Origin of the sequence: Mesorhizobium sp. M0207 (assembly GCF_040321995.1) — a bacterium.
Taxonomy (GTDB): Bacteria; Pseudomonadota; Alphaproteobacteria; order Rhizobiales; family Rhizobiaceae; genus Mesorhizobium.
The window spans coordinates 502,989-520,309 of sequence record NZ_JAMYSQ010000001.1 but is presented as its reverse complement, the minus strand read 5'-3'; the positions used below and the strand labels follow the sequence as shown (position 1 = coordinate 520,309).

The window sequence follows — 17,321 nt, the reverse complement described above, 5'->3', positions numbered from 1 at the left end:
CCCTCAAGGGGGGAGATTGGCAGTTGGGCCGCCGGCCCCAGGCATGCAACGGCAATAACTGGCGAAATCAGGAATGGCGGCCGATCTCCCCCCTTGAGGGGGAGATGTCCGATAGGACAGAGGGGCGCGCGAAGGAATGCAAACATTGCGCTGTTCAGCCCCCGAACGGGCGCAGCAGCGCCCGCGAGATGATGTGGCGCTGGATTTCCGAAGTGCCTTCCCAGATGCGCTCGACGCGGGCGTCGCGCCAGATGCGCTCGAGCGGCAAATCGTCCATCAGCCCCATGCCGCCATGGATCTGGATCGCCTCATCGGCGACGAAGGCAAGCATCTCGGTGGCCTTCAGCTTGGCCATGGCCATGTCCTGATCGGTAACGGTGCCCTGATCGTACTTCCAGCCGGCTTCGAACACCATCAGGTCGGCGGCCTTCAGCTCGGTCGCCATGTCGGCGAGCTTGAACGACACGCCCTGGAACTTGCTGATCGGCTGGCCGAATTGCTGGCGCTGCGCGGCGTATTCGATGGCATGGCCAAGCGCCCGCTCGGCACGGCCAAGGCAGGTGGCGCCGACTTGCAGGCGCGTTGCGCCGAGCCATGAATTGGCGACATCGAAGCCTTTGTGGACCTCGCCCAGAACCTGGCTCGCCGGCAGCCGGCAATCGTCGAATTCGAGGATGGCATTGGTGTAGCCGCGATGCGAGACGTTGCGGTAGCCGTCGCGCACGGTGAAGCCCTTGGTGCCCTTGTCGACGAAAAAGGCGGTGATCTTCTTGCGTTTGCCACGCGAAGCCTCTTCCTCCCCCGAGGCCATGAAGACGATGGCGAAATCAGCGAGGTCCGCATGGCTGATGAAATGCTTGGTGCCGTTCAGCACCCAGTCGTCGCCGTCTTGCACGGCGGTTGCCTTCATGCCGCGCAGATCGGAGCCGGCGCCCGGCTCGGTCATTGCCAGGCAATCCCATTTCTCGCCGCGAATGCAGGGAAACAGATATGTTTCGCGCTGCTCCGGCGTGCCGGCGAGAAGGATGTTTGAAGGCCGCGCCACGCAGGTCCAATGCAGCGCATAATTGGCGCGGCCGAGTTCCTTTTCATAGAGCAGCCAGGTCACCGTATCGAGCCCGGCGCCGCCGACATCGGCCGGCATGTTGGCGGCATAGAGGCCGGCTTCGATCGCCTTGGCCTTGATCTCCTCGATCAGCTCGCGGCGCAGCACGCCGGTACGCTCCACTTCGCGCTCATGCGGGTAAAGCTCGTTCTCGACGAAGGCCCGCGTCGTCTCGACGATGAGCTTCTGCTCCTCCGAAAGACCAAAATCCATGGTCTCAGCCTTTCTTCCTTTTCTTCGGCTTTTCAGCCTTGGACTTTTCGGCCGCCTTGGAGGCGGTGGGCTTCTTCGCCGCAAGCTTGGCCAACTGCCTGGTGTAGTCCTTATGCAAGGCGCCGGCACCCCAGCCTTTGCCTTTGTTCTGCTTCGACAGTGCCTCCATGATGGCGACCAGATTGTCGTCGCGGATCTTTTCGAGATCGCGGATCGACAGACCGTGCGCCTGGTCGTCCGACTGGGTCGCGATCAGCTCGACCAGCTCGTCGTTGAACTCCGGCACGTCCATCAGCTTGGTCCACGGCCATTTCAGGCACGGGCCGAACTGCGCCATGAAGTGGCGCATGCCGGCCTCGCCGCCGGCGACGCGATAGACCTGGAACATGCCCATCTGCGCCCAGCGCAGGCCGAAGCCATAGCGCATGATGTCGTCGAGCTCCTCGACCGTGCAGATGCCGTCCTTGACCAGCCACAGCGCCTCGCGCCAAGCTGCTTCGAGCAGCCGGTCGCCGACGAACGCTTCGATCTCCTTGCGGATCACCACCGGCTTCATGCCGATCGAGGCATAGATCTCCTTGGCGACCTCGATCGCCTCGGGAAAGGTCTGTTCGCCGCCGACGATTTCGACCAGCGGCAGCAGATAGACGGGGTTGAACGGATGGCCGACGACCAGCCGCTCCGGATGCTTCTTCATCGCTACCTGCATGTCGGTCGGCTTGATGCCGGAAGTGGAGGAGCCGACAATTGCGTTGGCCGGCGCATAAAGGTCGATCTCGGCCAGCACGCGGTGCTTCAGGTCGAGCCGTTCCGGCACGCTTTCCTGGATTAAATCGGCGTCGGCGACCGCCTCGGCGATGGTCTTGGCGAAGGTAAGCTTGCCCTCCTTCGGCAGGCCGCCGGGCAGCATCTGCTTGTAGGCGCGTCGTGCTCCCTTCATCACCTCGCCGACTTTGCGTGATGCCTCGGGGTCGGGATCGAAGATCGACACGTCGATGCCGTTGAGCAGCAGCCGCGCCACCCAGCCGGCGCCGATGACGCCGCCGCCGATGGCGGCCGCTTTGTTGATGATGCTCATGCGGAAGCTCCGGTTCTGGTGCTGGCTGTTGCGGGGTCGGTGAGGGCGACGCGTTCGCCGGCACGGATCACGCATGCGTCATAGGCCTTGCGCGCGAACACTTCGAGCACGAAGGGCCGGAAGAAATCGATCGGCAATGTCTCGTAATCCGGGTCGAAGCTCGACTGATCCCAGCGTTCGCAAAACTCATCGCAATCGTCGAAGTAGATGTGCTCGGCGAAACGGTCGCGGGCGTGCGGATTGCCGCCGAGGTGGTGGGCGTAATAGAGGCGCTGGAAATCGCCGTGCTTTTCCACCACCCAGGTGCATTGCTCGCGCACAAAAGGCTTCAGGATCGACGCCGCATACTCGTCGTGGTTATAGGGCGCGTAGATGTCTCCGATATCGTGCAGCAAGGCGCAGGCAATCCAGTCGGTGTCGGCGCCGTCGCGCCAGGCCCGTGTTGCCGCTTGCAGTGAATGGCCGAGCCGGGTGATCTTGTAGCCCGAGAGGCCCGCATCAAGCTGGACGAGCGCGTCGAGCAGGCGCTCGCCGGTCTTTGCCGCGTAGTCGATCTCGTGCTCGGTGAGGAAGGCGTAATCCTCGCGGTCGCCGTCCTTCATGGCGGTGAATTTCACGGTCTTCATCGGCGGCTCCTCCCAACCGGCTACCGGCTTTTCAAAGCGGTGCGCGCTTCGTCAGGTTCAGCTTCTTGCGGACTTCGTCCGGGCCGATGACCCTGGCGCCCATATTCGACACGATGCTGACCGCCCGCTCGACCAGCTGCGCATTGGTCGCCAGCACACCCTTGTCGAGCCAGAGATTATCCTCCAGTCCGACGCGGACATTGCCGCCGGCCAGCACCGCGGCCGCGACATAGGCCATCTGGTTGCGGCCAATGGCAAAGGCCGACCAGTTCCAGGTCGACGGTACATTGTTGACCATGGCCATGAAGGTGTTGAGGTCGTCCGGCGCGCCCCACGGCACGCCCATGCACAATTGCACCAAGGCGTCCGGCTTCAGCGCTTCTTCCTCGACCAATTGCTTGGCGAACCACAGATGCCCGGTGTCGAAGGCCTCGATCTCCGGCTTGACGCCGAGCGCCGTCATCATGCCGCCCATGGCACGCAGCATGCCGGGCGTATTGGTCATGACATAGTCGGCCTCGGCGAAATTCATGGTGCCGCAGTCGAGCGTGCAGATTTCCGGCAGGCACTGGCGGACGTGCTCCATGCGGTTGCTCGCGCCGCCCATGTCCGTGCCTTTTTCGTTCAGCGGCAGCGGTTTCTCCGGCGGGCCGAATACCATGTCACCCCCCATGCCGGCGGTCAGGTTCAGCACCACGTCGACGTCTGCCGCGCGGATGCGCTCGGTTACTTCGCGATAGAGATGCACGTCGCGCCTAGGCTTGCCGGTCTCGGGATCGCGCACATGGCAGTGCACGATCGCCGCACCCGCCTTTGCCGCCTCGATGGCCGAATCGGCGATCTCTCTGGGCGAGCGCGGCACATGCGGGCTGCGGTCCTGCGAACCGCCGGACCCGGTCACGGCACAGGTAATGAAAACCTCACGGTTCATCGCTAACGGCATCGGACTCTCTCCCAATAGAACGTAGGGCAAGAATGCCTGACTTGCCGGAAACTGTTTTGCGTTTTACGAAGAGCATGTGATCAAAAACGAAAAACCGACGATCTTTCGGGCCGAGCGTTTGCCGCTCAAGGTGACGCTGCTGGTATTCTCCGGCTCGTCGATCATGTGCGTCGCGTCGGCCGTCGATCCGTTGCGCGCCGCCAACCGCATTGCCGGTGAGACGCTGTTCGATTTCAGGCTGGTCTCGGTGACAGGCGAGGCGCCGGTCACCACATGCGGCCTGCCGGTGGCGGTCAGCGGCCGCTTCGATGCGGCTGACACAACCGATATGCTGGTCGTTGTCGCCGGCTTCGGCACGCAGAACCATGCCACATCGGCCTTGCTGTCCGGACTGCGCCGGGCGGCGCGCGCGGCACGCGCCTGCGGCGGCGTCGAGGCCGGCACCTGGCTGGTTGCCCGCGCCGGTCTGCTGGAGGGGCGCAGCGCCACCACCCACTGGGAGGACATGGAGGATTTCTCGTCGGCCTTTCCCGGCGTCGACGTGCGCCCCGACCGCTACGTCATCGATGGCCCGGTGTTCACCACCGGCGGCGCCTCGCCGACCTTCGACCTGATGCTGCATCTGATCCGCACGCGGCTCGGCATGGCCGTGGCGCTCGATGTCGCGAGCGTCTTCATCTACGACCAGGCGCGCGCCGCGACGGACGCGCAACCGCTGGTCTCGCTCGGCCGTCTTGACGGCTACGATCCCAGGCTGGCGCAAGCCATCCGGCTGATGGAAGCGCATGTCGACCAGCCGCTGACTATCGCGGCCGTGGCAAAGCGCGCCGGGGTGACGGCACGGACGCTGGAAAGCATCTTTCGCAAGTCGATCGGCGAAACGCCCGGCGCTTATTACCTCAGGCTGCGCCTCGGCGCCGCGCGCCGGCTGGTGGTCGACACGCGCATCGCCATGGCGGACATTGCCGGGCGAACGGGGTTTTCGTCCGCCGCGGCATTTTCCAGAGCGTTTTCAAGAGCGTTCGGCGAAGCGCCGGTCAGGCTGCGTCGGGGATCATGCATGTCGCCCAAAAGCCTGGCCACGGGCTTGACCCGAGCGTGCGTAGCGGTTTTGGGATAACGACATCCATAGGCAAAGGTAGATCAGGCAGCGTCCTGGCGGTCGCTGCTGCCGTCGATCTGCGAGCGCACCTGTCTCGCAAGATGGGTCTCGAAGCGGCTGGCGACCGCGCGATCCCATTCGTTTGCACTCAGCGCACCTTGTTTCGGGTGCGGCAGCGCCATCAGCCGGTCGATGATCGATCCAGCCTCGCCAGATGAGAGCAGGGCGTCGATTTCGCGTTCGTGCTGCATATCGTTTCGCCTCCTTCTTTCTGAATCCCGCCACGAACCACACTATAGGAGGTTCGTGACGGCTGTTTGAAGGCAAGAGCGAGGCGATTGATGGGCGATGCCGGGCAAAGTTTTGTCCGCCGCCGCCCATCTTGGGCACGATCGTTCCGGCAGGTTACGCAGTGCTTCAGCCAAGCCGCATCGACAGTTCAACATCCTCGCCGAACGGCGTGGACATGTAGCCACTCCCGGTCGAGCGCACCCGCTCGAGGTATTCGGGGCAAAGATCTGCGTTGTCGGCAACGACGAAGGCGCCCGGTCTGAGGCGGCTTTCAACCAGACTCAAGATCTCGGGATAGAGCGCTTTGGCGCCGTCGAGCAGAAGCAGGTCGACGCTTTCGGGAAGATCGACGCTTAATGTTTGCAGCGCGTCTCCTTCGCGGATTTCCACCATGTCAATGAGACCGCCTGCTGTCAGATTACTCCTCGCGCGCGCGACCTTGGATGGCTCGAACTCGCTGGTGATCAGGCGGCCACCGCCATTGTCCCGCAAGGCTGCGGCAAGGTGCAGGGTCGAGATGCCGAACGAGGTTCCAAATTCGACGATCGTCCGTGCGCCGCTGCCTCGTGCCAGCATGTAGAGCAGCGTGCCGGTCTCTCGCGAAACGGGAAGCCAGAGATCCCTTAGCCGCCCATAGAAATCGAGGTATTCGGTCTTGCTTCGAACCAGCCGCATCCGCTCCTCGGCGGAGAGTTCCGCCACTGCAGGGCTTGTTGCCGCAGCGGCTTCCTCGAACAGGCGGTCCAGCAGGGGCGCGAGCGGCGTTGTCGTCAGTGTGGTCATATCGGTCTCCAGTCGGAATTGAATGCGTTCTTGTGCGACATTCAAAATACGACTAATCATTCGCATTCACTAATCGCATTGGCGCGGCTCTCAATGAGCGACAACCGAAGTCCGCGGATTTCCTCGCGAAAACAGCCGAAGCAGGCCCGCTCGGCGGAGCTCGTCGCTGCGATTTTGCAGGCTGCTGTTCAGGTTTTGGCGAGGGAAGGCGCGCAGCGCTTCACCACGGCGCGCGTGGCCGAGAAGGCCGGCGTCAGCGTCGGATCGCTGTATCAGTATTTTCCGAACAAGGCGGCGATCCTGTTCCGGCTCCAGAGCGACGAATGGCGGCAGACGACCAGTTTGCTGCGCGATATCCTCGAGGATATCAGGAAACCGCCGCTTGACCGGCTGCGCGACCTGGTCCACGCCTTCCTCCGCTCGGAGTGTGAGGAGGCTGCGGTGCGTGTGGCGCTCGACGACGCCGCCCCGCTTTACCGCGACGCGCCCGAGGCGCAGGCGGCGAGGGCGTCCGGAGACCGCACCATCCAGCTCTTCATGCAGGAGGCGTTGCCGAGCGCCGCGCAAGCGACTCGCGAATTGGCCGGCGACCTGGTCATGACGACGCTCAGCACGGTGGGGAAGCAGTTCTCGGAGACGCCTCGAACGCCCAAGGAGATTGAAGTCTACGCCAACGCCATGGCCGACATGTTTTGCGCCTACCTGAGAGGCCTCGATCACGGCTAAGGCGCGCCAGACCCGGTCAGCGAACAGGCCACGCGAGTTTCACACGGGGCAAAACCTTCGTCGGTTCAGCCCCGCGGAAAGCCGTCTTAGCCGGCGGCCGCTGAACAATGCGGCCGCGAACCGGGTACGCCTCAGACGTACCGGTTGACGATGTTCTCGAGTAGCTCTTGGCGGCCGGATCTGGGCTGCGGCTCGATCTTCTCTTTGACGACGCGCTCGGCGATTTCCTCGAGCGTACGCTTGCCGGCAAGCATCGCCTTGGCCTCGGCCGAATCCCAGCCGGCATAGCGCTCGGCGAGCGGGGCGGACAGCGCCTTGTCCTCGACCATGCGCGCTGCCGCCTTGAGGCCGCGAGCGCAGCAGTCCATGCCGCCGATATGGCCGATCAGCAGATCCTGCGGATCGAGCGACTGGCGCCTGAGCTTGGCGTCGAAATTGGTGCCGCCGGTCTTGAAGCCGCCGGCCTGCAGCACCTGATAGTAGGCCAGTGCCATCTCCGGTACATTGTTCGGGAACTGGTCGGTATCCCAGCCCGACTGGTAGTCGTTGCGGTTCATGTCGATCGAACCGAAAATGCCGAGCGCATTGGCCAGCGCCAGTTCATGTTCGAACGAATGGCCGGCCAGGATGGCGTGGCCCTGCTCGATGTTGAGCTTGACCTCGTTCTCCAGTCCGAAACGCTTGAGGAAGCCGTAGACGGTGGCGACGTCGTAATCGTACTGGTGCTTGGTCGGCTCCTGCGGCTTCGGCTCGATCAGGATGGTGCCTTCGAAGCCGATCCTGTGCTTGTAATCGACGACCAGGTTGAGGAAACGGCCGGCCTGTTCCTGCTCGCGGGCAAGGTCGGTGTTGAGCAGCGTCTCATAGCCCTCGCGGCCGCCCCACAGCACGTAGTTCTCGCCGTTCAGACGCTTGGTGACGTCGATGCAGTGTTTCACCGTCGCCGCCGAATAGGCAAAGACGTCCGGATCGGGATTGGTGGCGGCGCCTGACATGAAGCGGCGGTTGGAGAACAGGTTGGCCGTGCCCCACAACAGCTTGACGCCGGTCTGCTTCATCTTTCCCGAGAAGTAATCGGCGATCTCGTCGAGCCGCGCCGCACTTTCGGAAAAGTCCCGGCCCTCCGGCCGCACGTCAGCATCGTGGAAGCAGAAATAAGGCGCACCCAGCAACGAAAACATCTCGAAGGCGACGTCGGCCTTGAGCTTGGCCAACTCCATGGTGTCGGTGCTGCCGGCCTTCGGAAACCACGGCCGGTCAAATGTCTGGCCGCCGAACGGATCGCCGCCCGGCCAGGCAAAGGAATGCCAATAAGCGACGGCAAAGCGCAGATGGTCTTCCAGCCGCTTGCCGGCGACAATCTCGTCGGGATTGTAGAACCGGTAGGCCAGCGGATTGGTCGAATCCGGTCCCTCATATTTGATCTGTTGGATGTCGCCGAAAAAACCGCTGCTCATGTTCTTTTCCTCTCGCATGGTCCGGCCTGATTACCTCAGGCGTAATTGGTTTCGCGCTGGCGCTGGTCGAAAAGGCTCATGTCAAAGCCACCCAACGAAAGAGACAGACCATGACCGACCTCAACACCATTGCCGAAAACTACATCGCCGCCTGGAACGAGAGCGACGCCGCACGCAGGAAAGCCTTGCTCGAGGCGACCTTCACCGAGGACGTCGGCTACCGCGATCCGATCATGCAGGGCGACGGCCATGACGCCATCGCCGCGCTGATCGAAGGCGTTCAGCAGCGCTTTGCCGGCTTCAGGTTCTCGCTGAAAGGCAAGCCGGACGGCTTCGCCGATACCATCCGCTTCTCCTGGAACCTCGGGCCGGAAGGCGTCGGCTCCGTCATCGAAGGCACCGATATCGGCGTCATCGAAAATGGCCGGCTGAAAAGCGTCACCGGCTTTCTCGACAAGGTGCCGGCACAGTGAGGCCTTCTCGGCAGGCCACGGCGAGGGCGGGAAACCGCTCACGCCGTGGCGCTCCTGATCGCCGGGTAAAGCTGGCGGTAGCGCTGATAGGCATCTGCATAGGCATCGCTTAGTGCGGCGACCGGCTCGACCGTGGCGTCCGTCGCCGGCGCCGTGCACACGGCGCGCGGATCGGCGCCTGTCGCCGCGATCAGGCCAAGCCGGGCCGCTCCGAAGGCGGCGCCGAAATCGCCGTCGGCTGGGATATCGACTGGCAGGCCAAGCGCTGTGGCGATGGCCTTCAGCCAGTAGCGCGAACGCGAGCCGCCGCCGATCGCCGTCACCCGGGTCAGCGTCGTACCGGCTTTGGCCAGGGCTTCGAGGCTGTCGCGGAAAGCGAAGGCGACGCCTTCGAGCACGGCCTGGGTCAGCGCCGCGCGGCCGGACTCGTGGGCAAGCCCGGTAAAGGCGCCCCGAATGACGGAATCATTGTGAGGCGTCCGCTCGCCTGACAGGTACGGCAGGAAAGAGACACCGCTCGGCGCCTGCAGCGAATCGCCGAGTTCGGCGGTCAACTCGCCGGCACTTTTTCCAGCGATCCCCGACAGCCAGTTGAGCGAATCGGTTGCCGACAGGATGACGCCCATCTGGTGCCAGGTGCCGGGCAGTGCGTGGCAGAATGTGTGCACTGCGCTTTGCGGATTGGGCAGATAGGACGCGTTGGCGGCAAAAAGCACGCCCGACGTGCCGAGCGAGACGAACGCCTGCCCGGCGCCGACCGTGCCCATGCCGCAGGCCGAGGCCGCGTTGTCGCCGGCCCCGCCGGCGATCGGGATGCCCGCCTGCATGCCCCATCTGGCGGCCAGTTCGGCGCGCAAGGCACCGGCCTTGGCCGTGCCTTCGACCAATGACGGCATCTGGCTTTCGTCGAGCGACGTGACAGCGAGCAGTTCGGAGGACCAGGCGCGTTTGCCGACATCGAGCCACGACGTGCCAGCCGAATCCGACATTTCCGAAATATGCTCGCCGGCGAGCCAGAGCCGCAAAAAGTCCTTCGGCAGCAGGACCTTTGCCACCTTGGCGAAAACAGCCGGTTCGTTGTTTTTCACCCAGGCCAGCTTCGGCGCGGTGAAACCGGGAAAGACGATGTTGCCGGTCAGCTTGCGAAAGCGCGGGTCGGCATCGAGCGCGGCCGCCTCGGCGTGGCTGCGTGTGTCGTTCCATAGAATGCAGGGGCGCAGCACCTGGTCGGCGGCATCGAGCAGGGTGGCGCCATGCATATGGCCGGAAAGGCCGATGCCTTTGACTGCCGCGAGTTCCTTCGCATGCATTGACCGCAACTCGCCGACCGCCGCTTCGCAGGCGCGGATCCAGTCGGCCGGGTTCTGCTCGGACCAGCCGGGATGCGGGCGCGACACGTCGAGCGGCGCATGGCCGGAACCGACGATGCTCTGCCTTGCATCGATCAGCAGCGCCTTGACGCCCGACGTGCCGAGATCGAGGCCGAGATACATGTTTCCTCCCATGTCCGTCATGCCTGGCGGCGACGGTCTTTCTTGCTTCGCTGCCCAGTCCTGTGACACGGGCGGCGAAGATATCCCGGCAATCGTGCCGCCGGAAACGCACCCCGGTCAACACGCGAAGATTTTTTCGACGCTCGAAAAAATCTGGCCGGGGCAGTTTTTAAGGCAAGATGTGGCCTTGGTCAATTCGCCGCGAGAGCGGTTGCACGCCGTGAAAACAGTGCCGACAACGGGCTGTCCGGCCGTGCCAGCGCGCGTTCCGCCGCAAGCGCCCTCGCCAGCGCGCCATCACCGGAACGCAATGCCGCTTCGATCAGTGTCAGGTCGATGACGTCGCGTTGTGCGTGGCTGCCGCCGAAGCGATGGGCGATTGCCCGGATCGGCCGGATAAGGCGTATCGTCCCGGCATAATTGCCCTCGCCGAATGCCTTGATGGCGAGCGTCAGGGGATGGCCGACATCCCTGGTGAAACCGGCGTTGTCGTCCTTGCCGCGCATCGCCTCGCGCTGCGCCTCGAGCAAGTTGCGGGCGGGCGCTTCGAGGCCGGCACCGACAAACGCCATCATCGCGTGGGCGTCGTTGAAGGCATAGTGGCCGGCGCTGGCCATGGGCACCCAGTTGGCGGCCAGTGCCGTCCAGCGCTCGCCGACATCGACGCCGCCGAGATGCAGCCGCCACAGGATCGCCGAGGCATCGACCATGTTGAGCGCCAGCATCGAGCGTTCGCCATAGATCGGCCCGTCATAGAGCGCCAGCACCTCGTCGATTTCGCCGAGATCATAGTGGAACAGTGCCAGATGCCACCAATTATGCACCTGCAGGAAGCTGTCCCGCGTCCACGCTTCGGGATTGGCGCGCATCCACAGAATGCCGTCCTTCTGCCGGCTCTGCATCTCCATGACATGGGCCACCGCATGCTGGGCCCAGCCGTCGCGCGGCTCGATATCGACCGCCGTGCGGCCAAGTTTTTCGGCGCGCGCGTAATCGCCCATTTCCTCCAGGCCAAAGGCCTGCATGCCGAGTATGGCGTGATAGCCCGGCATGTCGCTCTGCCAGGACGGCAGCGCGCGGCCGATGCGGTCGCGCAGCATGCGCGCATTGCCGGTGAAGAAGTCGATCTGGTGGCCGGTCTGCAGCGCCAGCGCATCGAGCGGAAACTCGATGGCGATATCCTCCAGCACGCGGGCGGCCTCGTGCCAGCGTCCCTCCGCAAGATGGCCAAGGGCGGCGACATGCGCCTGCTCGCGTGTTGTCGCGGCAAGCGGCAGCGCCGCCTCGTGACATGCCTTGGCCACCGCCGTCGCCTCACGCTCTGTGGCGAGGCCAAAGAGATAACCCTTGAACACCTGCGCCATGACGAAGCCGGGATCTTCGGCGATTGCCCGGTCAACGGAACCGACCGGATCGCCGATGAAGCACTGCAATTCGCGAACGGCCCGGCTGTAGGACGAGAGCCCGGCCTCCGTCGCGCCAGACAGTGTCAGGCCGAATGCGTCGCTCACCGCCATGGTCTGTCCTCAGTTGCCCGAGCGCATCGCCACTGTCGCGATCCCGGCGCCGACCAGCAGCGTGCCGCCGGTGCGGTTGAAGATGCGGATCGCCTTTGGGTTGTGCACCACGTTGCGCGCCCTTGCCGCGATCAGCGCATAACCGAAGGCATTGGCGAAGGCGAGCGCCAGGAAGGTCGTCTCGAAGATCAGCATCTGTGTCCAGAAATCCGCATACCGGTCGAGGAACTGCGGCAGGAAGGCGACAAAAAAGGTGATGCTTTTCGGATTGAGCGCGGTAACCAGCCAGGCGTGCGCCGTCATTTTCGCCGATGACACCGCATCGGTGCGCGGCTCGGCCCGGAGCGCACCGCCGGCGCGAAACAGCTTGATGCCGAGATAGATCAGATAGCCGGCGCCGATCACCTTCAGCACGGTAAACACGGTGGCGGACGCCGCCAGCAGCGCGCCGATGCCCAGCATCGACAGTGTCATCGCGGTGAAGTCGCCGAGCGCCACGCCGACTGCCATCGGCAGCGCGGTGCGCCAGCCCTGGCCGAGCGCATAGGAAATCACCAGCAGGATGGTCGGACCTGGAATGACCAGAAGGACTGCCGAGGCAGCGGCAAAAGCGGCCCAGTTTTCGAAGGACATTTTCTTCTCCTTGAGCTCAACGAAGAGGATAAATCCTTGGTCCCGCGCAGATGTAAAGAGGCAAAAATCGACAAAGCCCCTCGTTAATGCCAGGCGGCCGGCCTTCACGCTTTTTCAACCATGATTGGCGAAAATGCCTGCTATTCGGCCGGACCGTGTTTCCCGTCGACAGCGTAGGGTTTGGGTAAATGCGTGAGTTGCCGCACGGTCTGTCGCTGCCGCATATTGGCGACGCAATCGAAACCGAAATACAGCTTTCCCGTCGCACGGTGCTGTCCGGCGCCGGCGCGCTGGCGCTGCTCGGCATCGCCGGCTGCAGCCAGACGCTGGATTTGCCGTCGCTTCAGCTCGACGACGTCACCACCGGCTCGATCCGGCCCATCCGTCCGAGTATCAGCGTCGACAAGAACATCACCAGCCCCGACGTGATGTACGCTTCGCTCACCGACGGTGGCTTCAATGTGCCGGAAGTGCCCTATCTCAAGGTCAAGCCGGAGTTCCGCCGCCAGATCGTCGTCGATCCGACCGGCGAGCAACCCGGCACCATCGTCGTTCACTCGCAGGAACGGCTGCTCTATCTGGTGCAGCCCGGCGGCGAGGCGATCCGTTACGGCGTCGGCATCGGCAAGGACGGATTCCGCTGGTCCGGCCGCGCCAACATCCAGTACGGCAAGGAATGGCCGGTCTGGACCCCGCCGCCCGAGATGATCGCCCGCAGGCCGGAACTGGTGAAATGGCAAAGCGGACAGCCGGGCGGCCTCGACAATCCGCTCGGCGCGCGTGCCCTCTACATCTATCAGAACGGCAGCGACACCGGCTATCGCATCCACGGCTCGCCCGAATGGTGGAGCATCGGCCAGGCGATGTCGTCGGGCTGCGTGCGCCTGATCAACCAGGACATCATCGACCTCTATAGCCGCGTCTCCAAGAAAAACCCGGTCGTCGTCGTCTGAACGGCGGCTTCGCCTTCAGCGATCACTCTGCCGTTGCGCGATGCCGCAAGACAGGCGAATGTGCCTGCGATTTCATCGCCCGGGAGACGTGAACAATGGCCGGAACTTTTGTCATCGCGCAAGGCGGCGGCCCGACCGCCGTCATCAACCAGACCGTGGTGGGTGCTGCGCTCGAAATCCGCAAGCGGCATCCCGGCGCCAAGGTGCTGGGTTCCATCCACGGCGTGCGCGGCATTCGTGACGGCAATTACGTCGATCTTTCCGCCATCCCCGAGGATCGCCTGCGGCTGATCGCGGCGACACCGAGCGCCGCGCTTGGTTCGACGCGCGACAAGCCGGATGCCGCCTATTGCGACCTCATCCTCAACGGCTTGAAGAAAGCCGGTGCCGACGCCTTCATCTATATCGGCGGCAACGACACCTCGGGCACGCAGCAGATCCTCACCGACGCCGCCGGCGGCAAGATCGCCTTCGTGCATGCGCCGAAAACCATCGACAACGATCTCGAGGAGAACGACCACACGCCCGGCTTCATGTCGGCGGCCGAGTTCGTCGCTGGAGCATTCCTTTCGGTCGATCTCGATTTCCGCGCTCTGCCGGGCATCTATGTCGGCATTGTCATGGGGCGGCATGCCGGTTTCCTGACGGCCGCGTCCGCGGCCTGGCAGCTCGACCAGGACAGCGGCCCGCATCTCGTCTACGTGCCGGAGCGGCCGTTCTCGGCGGCCGGTTTCATCGACGACGTGCGCGCCACGCTCGACCGCCACAAGCGCTGCATCGTTGCCGTCTCCGAAGGCGTCAGCACCGCCGACGGCAAGGCGCTGGTCGAAAGCCTGGTGCCGCCGGAAAGGCTGGAGCGCGACCAACACGGGAACGTCAAGCTGTCGGGCAGCGACCTGCCGGCAGCCTTGGAGCGCGCGCTCGCCGAAGGATTGCCGGGCAAGCGGGCGCGCGTCGATGCGCTCGGCTATATGCCGCGCGGCTATGTCGGCGCCATCAGCGCGGTGGACGCGCAGGAGGCCTTCGATGCCGGTGCCTTCGCGGTCACGGTGGCCGACGAGGGCGGCGGTTCGGTGGCGCTGCAATATGACGGCAAGAAAACCGTGCTGAAAAAGGTGCCGCTGAAGAACGTCGCCGGCAAGACGCGCCATATGCCGGATGATTTCATGCTGCCCGACGTCAACCGGCTGTCCGACGCGGGGATGGCCTATCTGAAGCGGCTGGTCCCGCAAAAGTACAAGGTCGGCAAGCCGTTCGTCTGATGCGGCGTTGATCTGATGGACAGCTGGTTCAGCAAAACCATCGTCGACGCCAAGACGACGATGCTGACCGAGCCCTTCGTGCATGATTTCGTGCGTGCCAACATCTGGCATTTGCGCGGCCGCGATGTCGACCTGCTGGTCGACACCGGCATGGGTATCTGCCCGCTGGCGCCGCAGATCGACACGCCGTCCGGCAAGCCGCTGCTCGCCGTCGCCACGCATATCCATCTCGATCATGTCGGCTCGCTGCACGAGTTTCCGTTGCGGGCAGGGCCGCGCCACAGCGCCGCGCAGTTCGACAGCATGGATGAAGCGGTGACCTACGCCTACATGTTCCATGATCTGGAAGGCGCCGTCTCCAGGCTGCCGGCAAAGGGCTGGAAGGCGGCCGATTACAGGATTCAGCCGGCGCCTCTGGCCCGGACCCTGGACGAGGGCGATAGGATCGACCTCGGCGACCGCCAATTCCGCGTCCTGCATCTGCCCGGCCACTCTCCGGATTCGATCGCGCTGTTCGACGAGGCTGACGGCCTGTTCTTCGCCGGCGACGCCATCTACGACGCCATGCTGATCGACGACCTGCCGGATTCGGATCGTGCCGCTTATCGCCGCACGATGCAGCGCCTGCTCGAGCTGCCGATCCGGATCGGCCATGGCGGCCATGGACCGAGCTTCGATGGCAGGCGGATGCGCGAGATCGCCACCACCTATCTCAGCCGGACCGACCGGAAAGGCGAATAGGAGGCCTCGGCTGAGGCGGCGCAAATCTGAGGCGATTTGTCTTGGGCAGCTATTTTGTTCTTGCTTTGTGCCGGCAGCTATGCTACTAATATGGGTATGGTGCTGATTCGCCCCAACCGACCCGCCCCTCCCGAGGCGGGTTTTGTATTTTCGGGTTTCGGCGGCAACGCCGCGAGGCGGTTGCCGGCTGGAAATTAAATCTTCGTAATATTATCTGGAAACCATAATCGGCGCCCTAGATGCGGGGCTGTCGATCCGGTCGGCTGCCGTGACAGGCGAGACAGGCAAGGCCGACGACCGACGCGCCGATGAATTGTTCCGGTGACGGAACGTCGCGGCGCAAGACCAATCTCTCGCCCGGACAACGGCCATGTCACCAATCCAGACCCTTCGCAGACATCGCGTCGCCGCTCTGCTGGGCGCCGCGCTGATCGTCAGCCCCTTCGCCCTGTCCTTCGCTCCCAGGCTGAATGATGTCCTGGCGGCAACAGTGACCCCACCTGTCACCGGCATGACGGCGCCCCGCGGCTCGTTCGCTCCGGTCGTGGCGGCCGACAAACCGGCAGTGGTGACGATCACCACCCTCATGAAATCGGCGCAGTCGGACACCACGAGCGAGGCCTCCCCATTCGGTGGCAACGAGTTCGGTGGCAACTCGCCTTTCGACGACTATTTCCGCCGTTTCTTCGGTGACCAGGGACTGCCCGCCCCCAAGACACCGCCGGAACAGGCGCCGCGCACCGAGGCCCTCGGCTCAGGCTTCATCGTCGGTGCCGACGGCATGATCGTCACCAACAATCACGTCGTCGACGGCGCCCAGTCGGTCAAGGTGATGCTCGACGACGGCACCGAGCTTCCCGCCAAATTGATCGGCCATGACACGAAGAACGACCTTGCCGTGCTCAAGGTCAACGCCGGCAAGCCCTTGCCGACCGTCAAATGGGGCGATTCGGACAAGCTCATGCCGGGCGACCAGGTGCTCGCCTTCGGCAATCCTTTCGGCCTTGGCACCACGGTCACCGCCGGCATTGTCTCGGCGCGCGGCCGCGATCTGCACAGCGGCCCGTTTGACGACTTCATCCAGATCGACGCACCGATCAACCGGGGCAATTCCGGCGGCCCGCTGACGGATGTGTACGGCGATGTCGTCGGCATCAACACCGCGATCTTTTCGCCGAATGGCGGCAGTGTCGGCGTCGGCTTCGCCATCCCCTCGGACCAGGCGCAAAAGGTCGTCGCCAAGCTGATGAAGGGCGGCTCCATCCAGTACGGCTATCTCGGCGTCCAGATTCAGCCGGTGACGCCTGATGTGGCGAGCGCCATCGGCCTCGATCACCCTACCGGCGTGCTGGTCGCGCAGGTCAGCGACGGATCGCCGGCCGCCAAGGCCGGCATCGAGACCGGCGATGTCATTACCAGCTTCGCCGGCCAGGACATAAAGGATCCGAGGGATCTGTCGCGCGCCGTCGCTGACGTTGCGCCTGGCACGAGGGAAGCCCTCAATGTCTGGCGCAAGGGGAAAAGCCTGCAGATCTCCGTCGAGATCGGGCGCAACGAAGACGACACGGCGACGGGATCGGTGACCGGCGAGTCAGGTCAGCCGTCGACGGGGCAGGGCCTTCGCGCACCGGCGCTCGGTCTCGGCCTGATGGACGTCACTCCTGATGTGCGCCAGGCAATGAACCTGCCAGAAAACCAGCACGGCGCACTGGTCGAGCGCGTCGACCCGAACAAGGCGGCGTCGGCTTCCGGCATCCAGCCCGGCGACATCATCGTCGGCGTCGACCAGACTCCGGTGAGGAGCGCCAGGCAGGCAAATCAGGCGATTGTGCAGGCTGCCAAATCCGGCAAGAAATCGGTGCTGCTGCTTGTCGAGCGCGGCGACGCCCAGATGTTCGTCGCCGTCCCCTTCGCCAGCGGCTGAA

At 64.1% G+C, this 17,321-nt stretch carries 17 protein-coding genes; 7 read left to right on the top strand and 10 right to left on the bottom strand.

The genetic code is table 11. The annotated features are described in order from the left end of the window. Positions 1-154 precede the first annotated feature (154 nt). The 4 genes from NKJ15_RS02365 to bcoG are packed head-to-tail and all read right to left on the bottom strand — an operon-like array spanning position 155 to position 3,965. A complete protein-coding gene (locus tag NKJ15_RS02365) occupies positions 155-1,318 on the bottom strand; it encodes an acyl-CoA dehydrogenase family protein (RefSeq protein WP_352813929.1) in 1,164 nt (387 codons plus the stop codon). 4 nt (positions 1,319-1,322) lie between these two features. Then, the gene (locus NKJ15_RS02360; protein WP_352813928.1) at positions 1,323-2,396 is read right to left on the bottom strand and encodes a 3-hydroxyacyl-CoA dehydrogenase NAD-binding domain-containing protein; all 1,074 of its coding nucleotides are present in this window, start codon (positions 2,394-2,396) and stop codon (positions 1,323-1,325) included. Then, a complete protein-coding gene (locus NKJ15_RS02355) occupies positions 2,393-3,022 on the bottom strand; it encodes an HD domain-containing protein (protein ID WP_352454777.1) in 630 nt (209 codons plus the stop codon). Before NKJ15_RS02355 ends, NKJ15_RS02360 begins: the two co-directional genes overlap by 4 nt. Positions 3,023-3,053: 31 nt before the next feature. Further along, complete coding sequence (gene bcoG / locus NKJ15_RS02350) at positions 3,054-3,965, bottom strand: 3-dehydrocarnitine:acetyl-CoA trimethylamine transferase BcoG (RefSeq protein ID WP_352813926.1); 912 nt, start codon at positions 3,963-3,965, stop codon at positions 3,054-3,056. Between the two features lie 76 nt (positions 3,966-4,041). Between bcoG and NKJ15_RS02345 the strand changes: the two genes are divergently transcribed. Further along, complete coding sequence (locus NKJ15_RS02345; RefSeq protein ID WP_352813923.1) at positions 4,042-5,085, top strand: GlxA family transcriptional regulator; 1,044 nt, start codon at positions 4,042-4,044, stop codon at positions 5,083-5,085. 23 nt (positions 5,086-5,108) lie between these two features. Here NKJ15_RS02345 and NKJ15_RS02340 read toward each other — a convergent pair whose 3' ends face one another. Beyond that, positions 5,109-5,318: a hypothetical protein gene (locus NKJ15_RS02340; RefSeq protein WP_352813921.1), complete on the bottom strand. Its 210-nt coding sequence runs from the start codon at positions 5,316-5,318 to the stop codon at positions 5,109-5,111. Between the two features lie 166 nt (positions 5,319-5,484). Next, positions 5,485-6,141 carry an O-methyltransferase gene (locus tag NKJ15_RS02335; RefSeq protein ID WP_352767387.1) on the bottom strand — a complete coding sequence of 219 codons (657 nt, stop codon included), beginning with the start codon at positions 6,139-6,141 and terminating at the stop codon, positions 5,485-5,487. 93 nt (positions 6,142-6,234) lie between these two features. On the opposite strand from NKJ15_RS02335, the gene NKJ15_RS02330 reads away from it, so the two are divergent. After that, entirely contained in the window at positions 6,235-6,867 is a 633-nt protein-coding gene (locus NKJ15_RS02330) for a TetR/AcrR family transcriptional regulator (RefSeq protein ID WP_352454840.1), read from the top strand. 131 nt (positions 6,868-6,998) lie between these two features. Here the strand turns inward: NKJ15_RS02330 and xylA are convergent, their stop codons facing one another. After that, positions 6,999-8,324 (bottom strand): xylose isomerase, encoded by a 1,326-nt coding sequence (gene xylA / locus NKJ15_RS02325; RefSeq protein WP_352451611.1) that lies wholly within the window; start codon positions 8,322-8,324, stop codon positions 6,999-7,001. A gap of 110 nt (positions 8,325-8,434) precedes the next feature. On the opposite strand from xylA, the gene NKJ15_RS02320 reads away from it, so the two are divergent. Beyond that, a complete protein-coding gene (locus NKJ15_RS02320; RefSeq protein WP_352472535.1) occupies positions 8,435-8,797 on the top strand; it encodes a nuclear transport factor 2 family protein in 363 nt (120 codons plus the stop codon). A gap of 38 nt (positions 8,798-8,835) precedes the next feature. Here NKJ15_RS02320 and xylB read toward each other — a convergent pair whose 3' ends face one another. The 3 genes from xylB to NKJ15_RS02305 form a co-directional block, all read right to left on the bottom strand. After that, the gene (gene xylB / locus NKJ15_RS02315; RefSeq protein WP_352814117.1) at positions 8,836-10,290 is read right to left on the bottom strand and encodes a xylulokinase; all 1,455 of its coding nucleotides are present in this window, start codon (positions 10,288-10,290) and stop codon (positions 8,836-8,838) included. 191 nt (positions 10,291-10,481) lie between these two features. Continuing rightward, complete coding sequence (locus tag NKJ15_RS02310; RefSeq protein WP_352813918.1) at positions 10,482-11,807, bottom strand: tetratricopeptide repeat protein; 1,326 nt, start codon at positions 11,805-11,807, stop codon at positions 10,482-10,484. Positions 11,808-11,816: 9 nt separating this feature from the next. Then, positions 11,817-12,440 (bottom strand): LysE family translocator, encoded by a 624-nt coding sequence (locus NKJ15_RS02305; RefSeq protein ID WP_352813916.1) that lies wholly within the window; start codon positions 12,438-12,440, stop codon positions 11,817-11,819. Positions 12,441-12,628: 188 nt separating this feature from the next. Between NKJ15_RS02305 and NKJ15_RS02300 the strand changes: the two genes are divergently transcribed. The 4 genes from NKJ15_RS02300 to NKJ15_RS02285 all read left to right on the top strand — a co-directional run bounded on the left by NKJ15_RS02300 (position 12,629) and on the right by NKJ15_RS02285 (position 17,320). After that, positions 12,629-13,393 (top strand): L,D-transpeptidase, encoded by a 765-nt coding sequence (locus tag NKJ15_RS02300; RefSeq protein ID WP_352472532.1) that lies wholly within the window; start codon positions 12,629-12,631, stop codon positions 13,391-13,393. 95 nt (positions 13,394-13,488) lie between these two features. Further along, a complete protein-coding gene (locus NKJ15_RS02295; RefSeq protein WP_352451606.1) occupies positions 13,489-14,655 on the top strand; it encodes a diphosphate--fructose-6-phosphate 1-phosphotransferase in 1,167 nt (388 codons plus the stop codon). Between the two features lie 15 nt (positions 14,656-14,670). After that, positions 14,671-15,396 (top strand): MBL fold metallo-hydrolase, encoded by a 726-nt coding sequence (locus NKJ15_RS02290; RefSeq protein ID WP_352472531.1) that lies wholly within the window; start codon positions 14,671-14,673, stop codon positions 15,394-15,396. Between the two features lie 370 nt (positions 15,397-15,766). Next, positions 15,767-17,320 carry a DegQ family serine endoprotease gene (locus NKJ15_RS02285; RefSeq protein ID WP_352813914.1) on the top strand — a complete coding sequence of 518 codons (1,554 nt, stop codon included), beginning with the start codon at positions 15,767-15,769 and terminating at the stop codon, positions 17,318-17,320. Position 17,321: the final 1 nt, after the last annotated feature.

Bases quoted from the DNA above. Each gene is read 5' to 3' on its own strand.
- NKJ15_RS02365 (WP_352813929.1), bottom strand. From the start codon at position 1,318: ATGGATTTTGGTCTTTCGGAGGAGCAGAAGCTCATCGTCGAGACGACG.
- NKJ15_RS02360 (WP_352813928.1), bottom strand. From the start codon at position 2,396: ATGAGCATCATCAACAAAGCGGCCGCCATCGGCGGCGGCGTCATCGGC.
- NKJ15_RS02355 (WP_352454777.1), bottom strand. From the start codon at position 3,022: ATGAAGACCGTGAAATTCACCGCCATGAAGGACGGCGACCGCGAGGAT.
- bcoG (WP_352813926.1), bottom strand. From the start codon at position 3,965: ATGCCGTTAGCGATGAACCGTGAGGTTTTCATTACCTGTGCCGTGACC.
- NKJ15_RS02340 (WP_352813921.1), bottom strand. From the start codon at position 5,318: ATGCAGCACGAACGCGAAATCGACGCCCTGCTCTCATCTGGCGAGGCT.
- NKJ15_RS02335 (WP_352767387.1), bottom strand. From the start codon at position 6,141: ATGACCACACTGACGACAACGCCGCTCGCGCCCCTGCTGGACCGCCTG.
- NKJ15_RS02330 (WP_352454840.1), top strand. From the start codon at position 6,235: ATGAGCGACAACCGAAGTCCGCGGATTTCCTCGCGAAAACAGCCGAAG.
- xylA (WP_352451611.1), bottom strand. From the start codon at position 8,324: ATGAGCAGCGGTTTTTTCGGCGACATCCAACAGATCAAATATGAGGGA.
- NKJ15_RS02320 (WP_352472535.1), top strand. From the start codon at position 8,435: ATGACCGACCTCAACACCATTGCCGAAAACTACATCGCCGCCTGGAAC.
- xylB (WP_352814117.1), bottom strand. From the start codon at position 10,290: ATGTATCTCGGCCTCGATCTCGGCACGTCGGGCGTCAAGGCGCTGCTG.
- NKJ15_RS02310 (WP_352813918.1), bottom strand. From the start codon at position 11,807: ATGGCGGTGAGCGACGCATTCGGCCTGACACTGTCTGGCGCGACGGAG.
- NKJ15_RS02305 (WP_352813916.1), bottom strand. From the start codon at position 12,440: ATGTCCTTCGAAAACTGGGCCGCTTTTGCCGCTGCCTCGGCAGTCCTT.
- NKJ15_RS02300 (WP_352472532.1), top strand. From the start codon at position 12,629: ATGCGTGAGTTGCCGCACGGTCTGTCGCTGCCGCATATTGGCGACGCA.
- NKJ15_RS02295 (WP_352451606.1), top strand. From the start codon at position 13,489: ATGGCCGGAACTTTTGTCATCGCGCAAGGCGGCGGCCCGACCGCCGTC.
- NKJ15_RS02290 (WP_352472531.1), top strand. From the start codon at position 14,671: ATGGACAGCTGGTTCAGCAAAACCATCGTCGACGCCAAGACGACGATG.
- NKJ15_RS02285 (WP_352813914.1), top strand. From the start codon at position 15,767: ATGTCACCAATCCAGACCCTTCGCAGACATCGCGTCGCCGCTCTGCTG.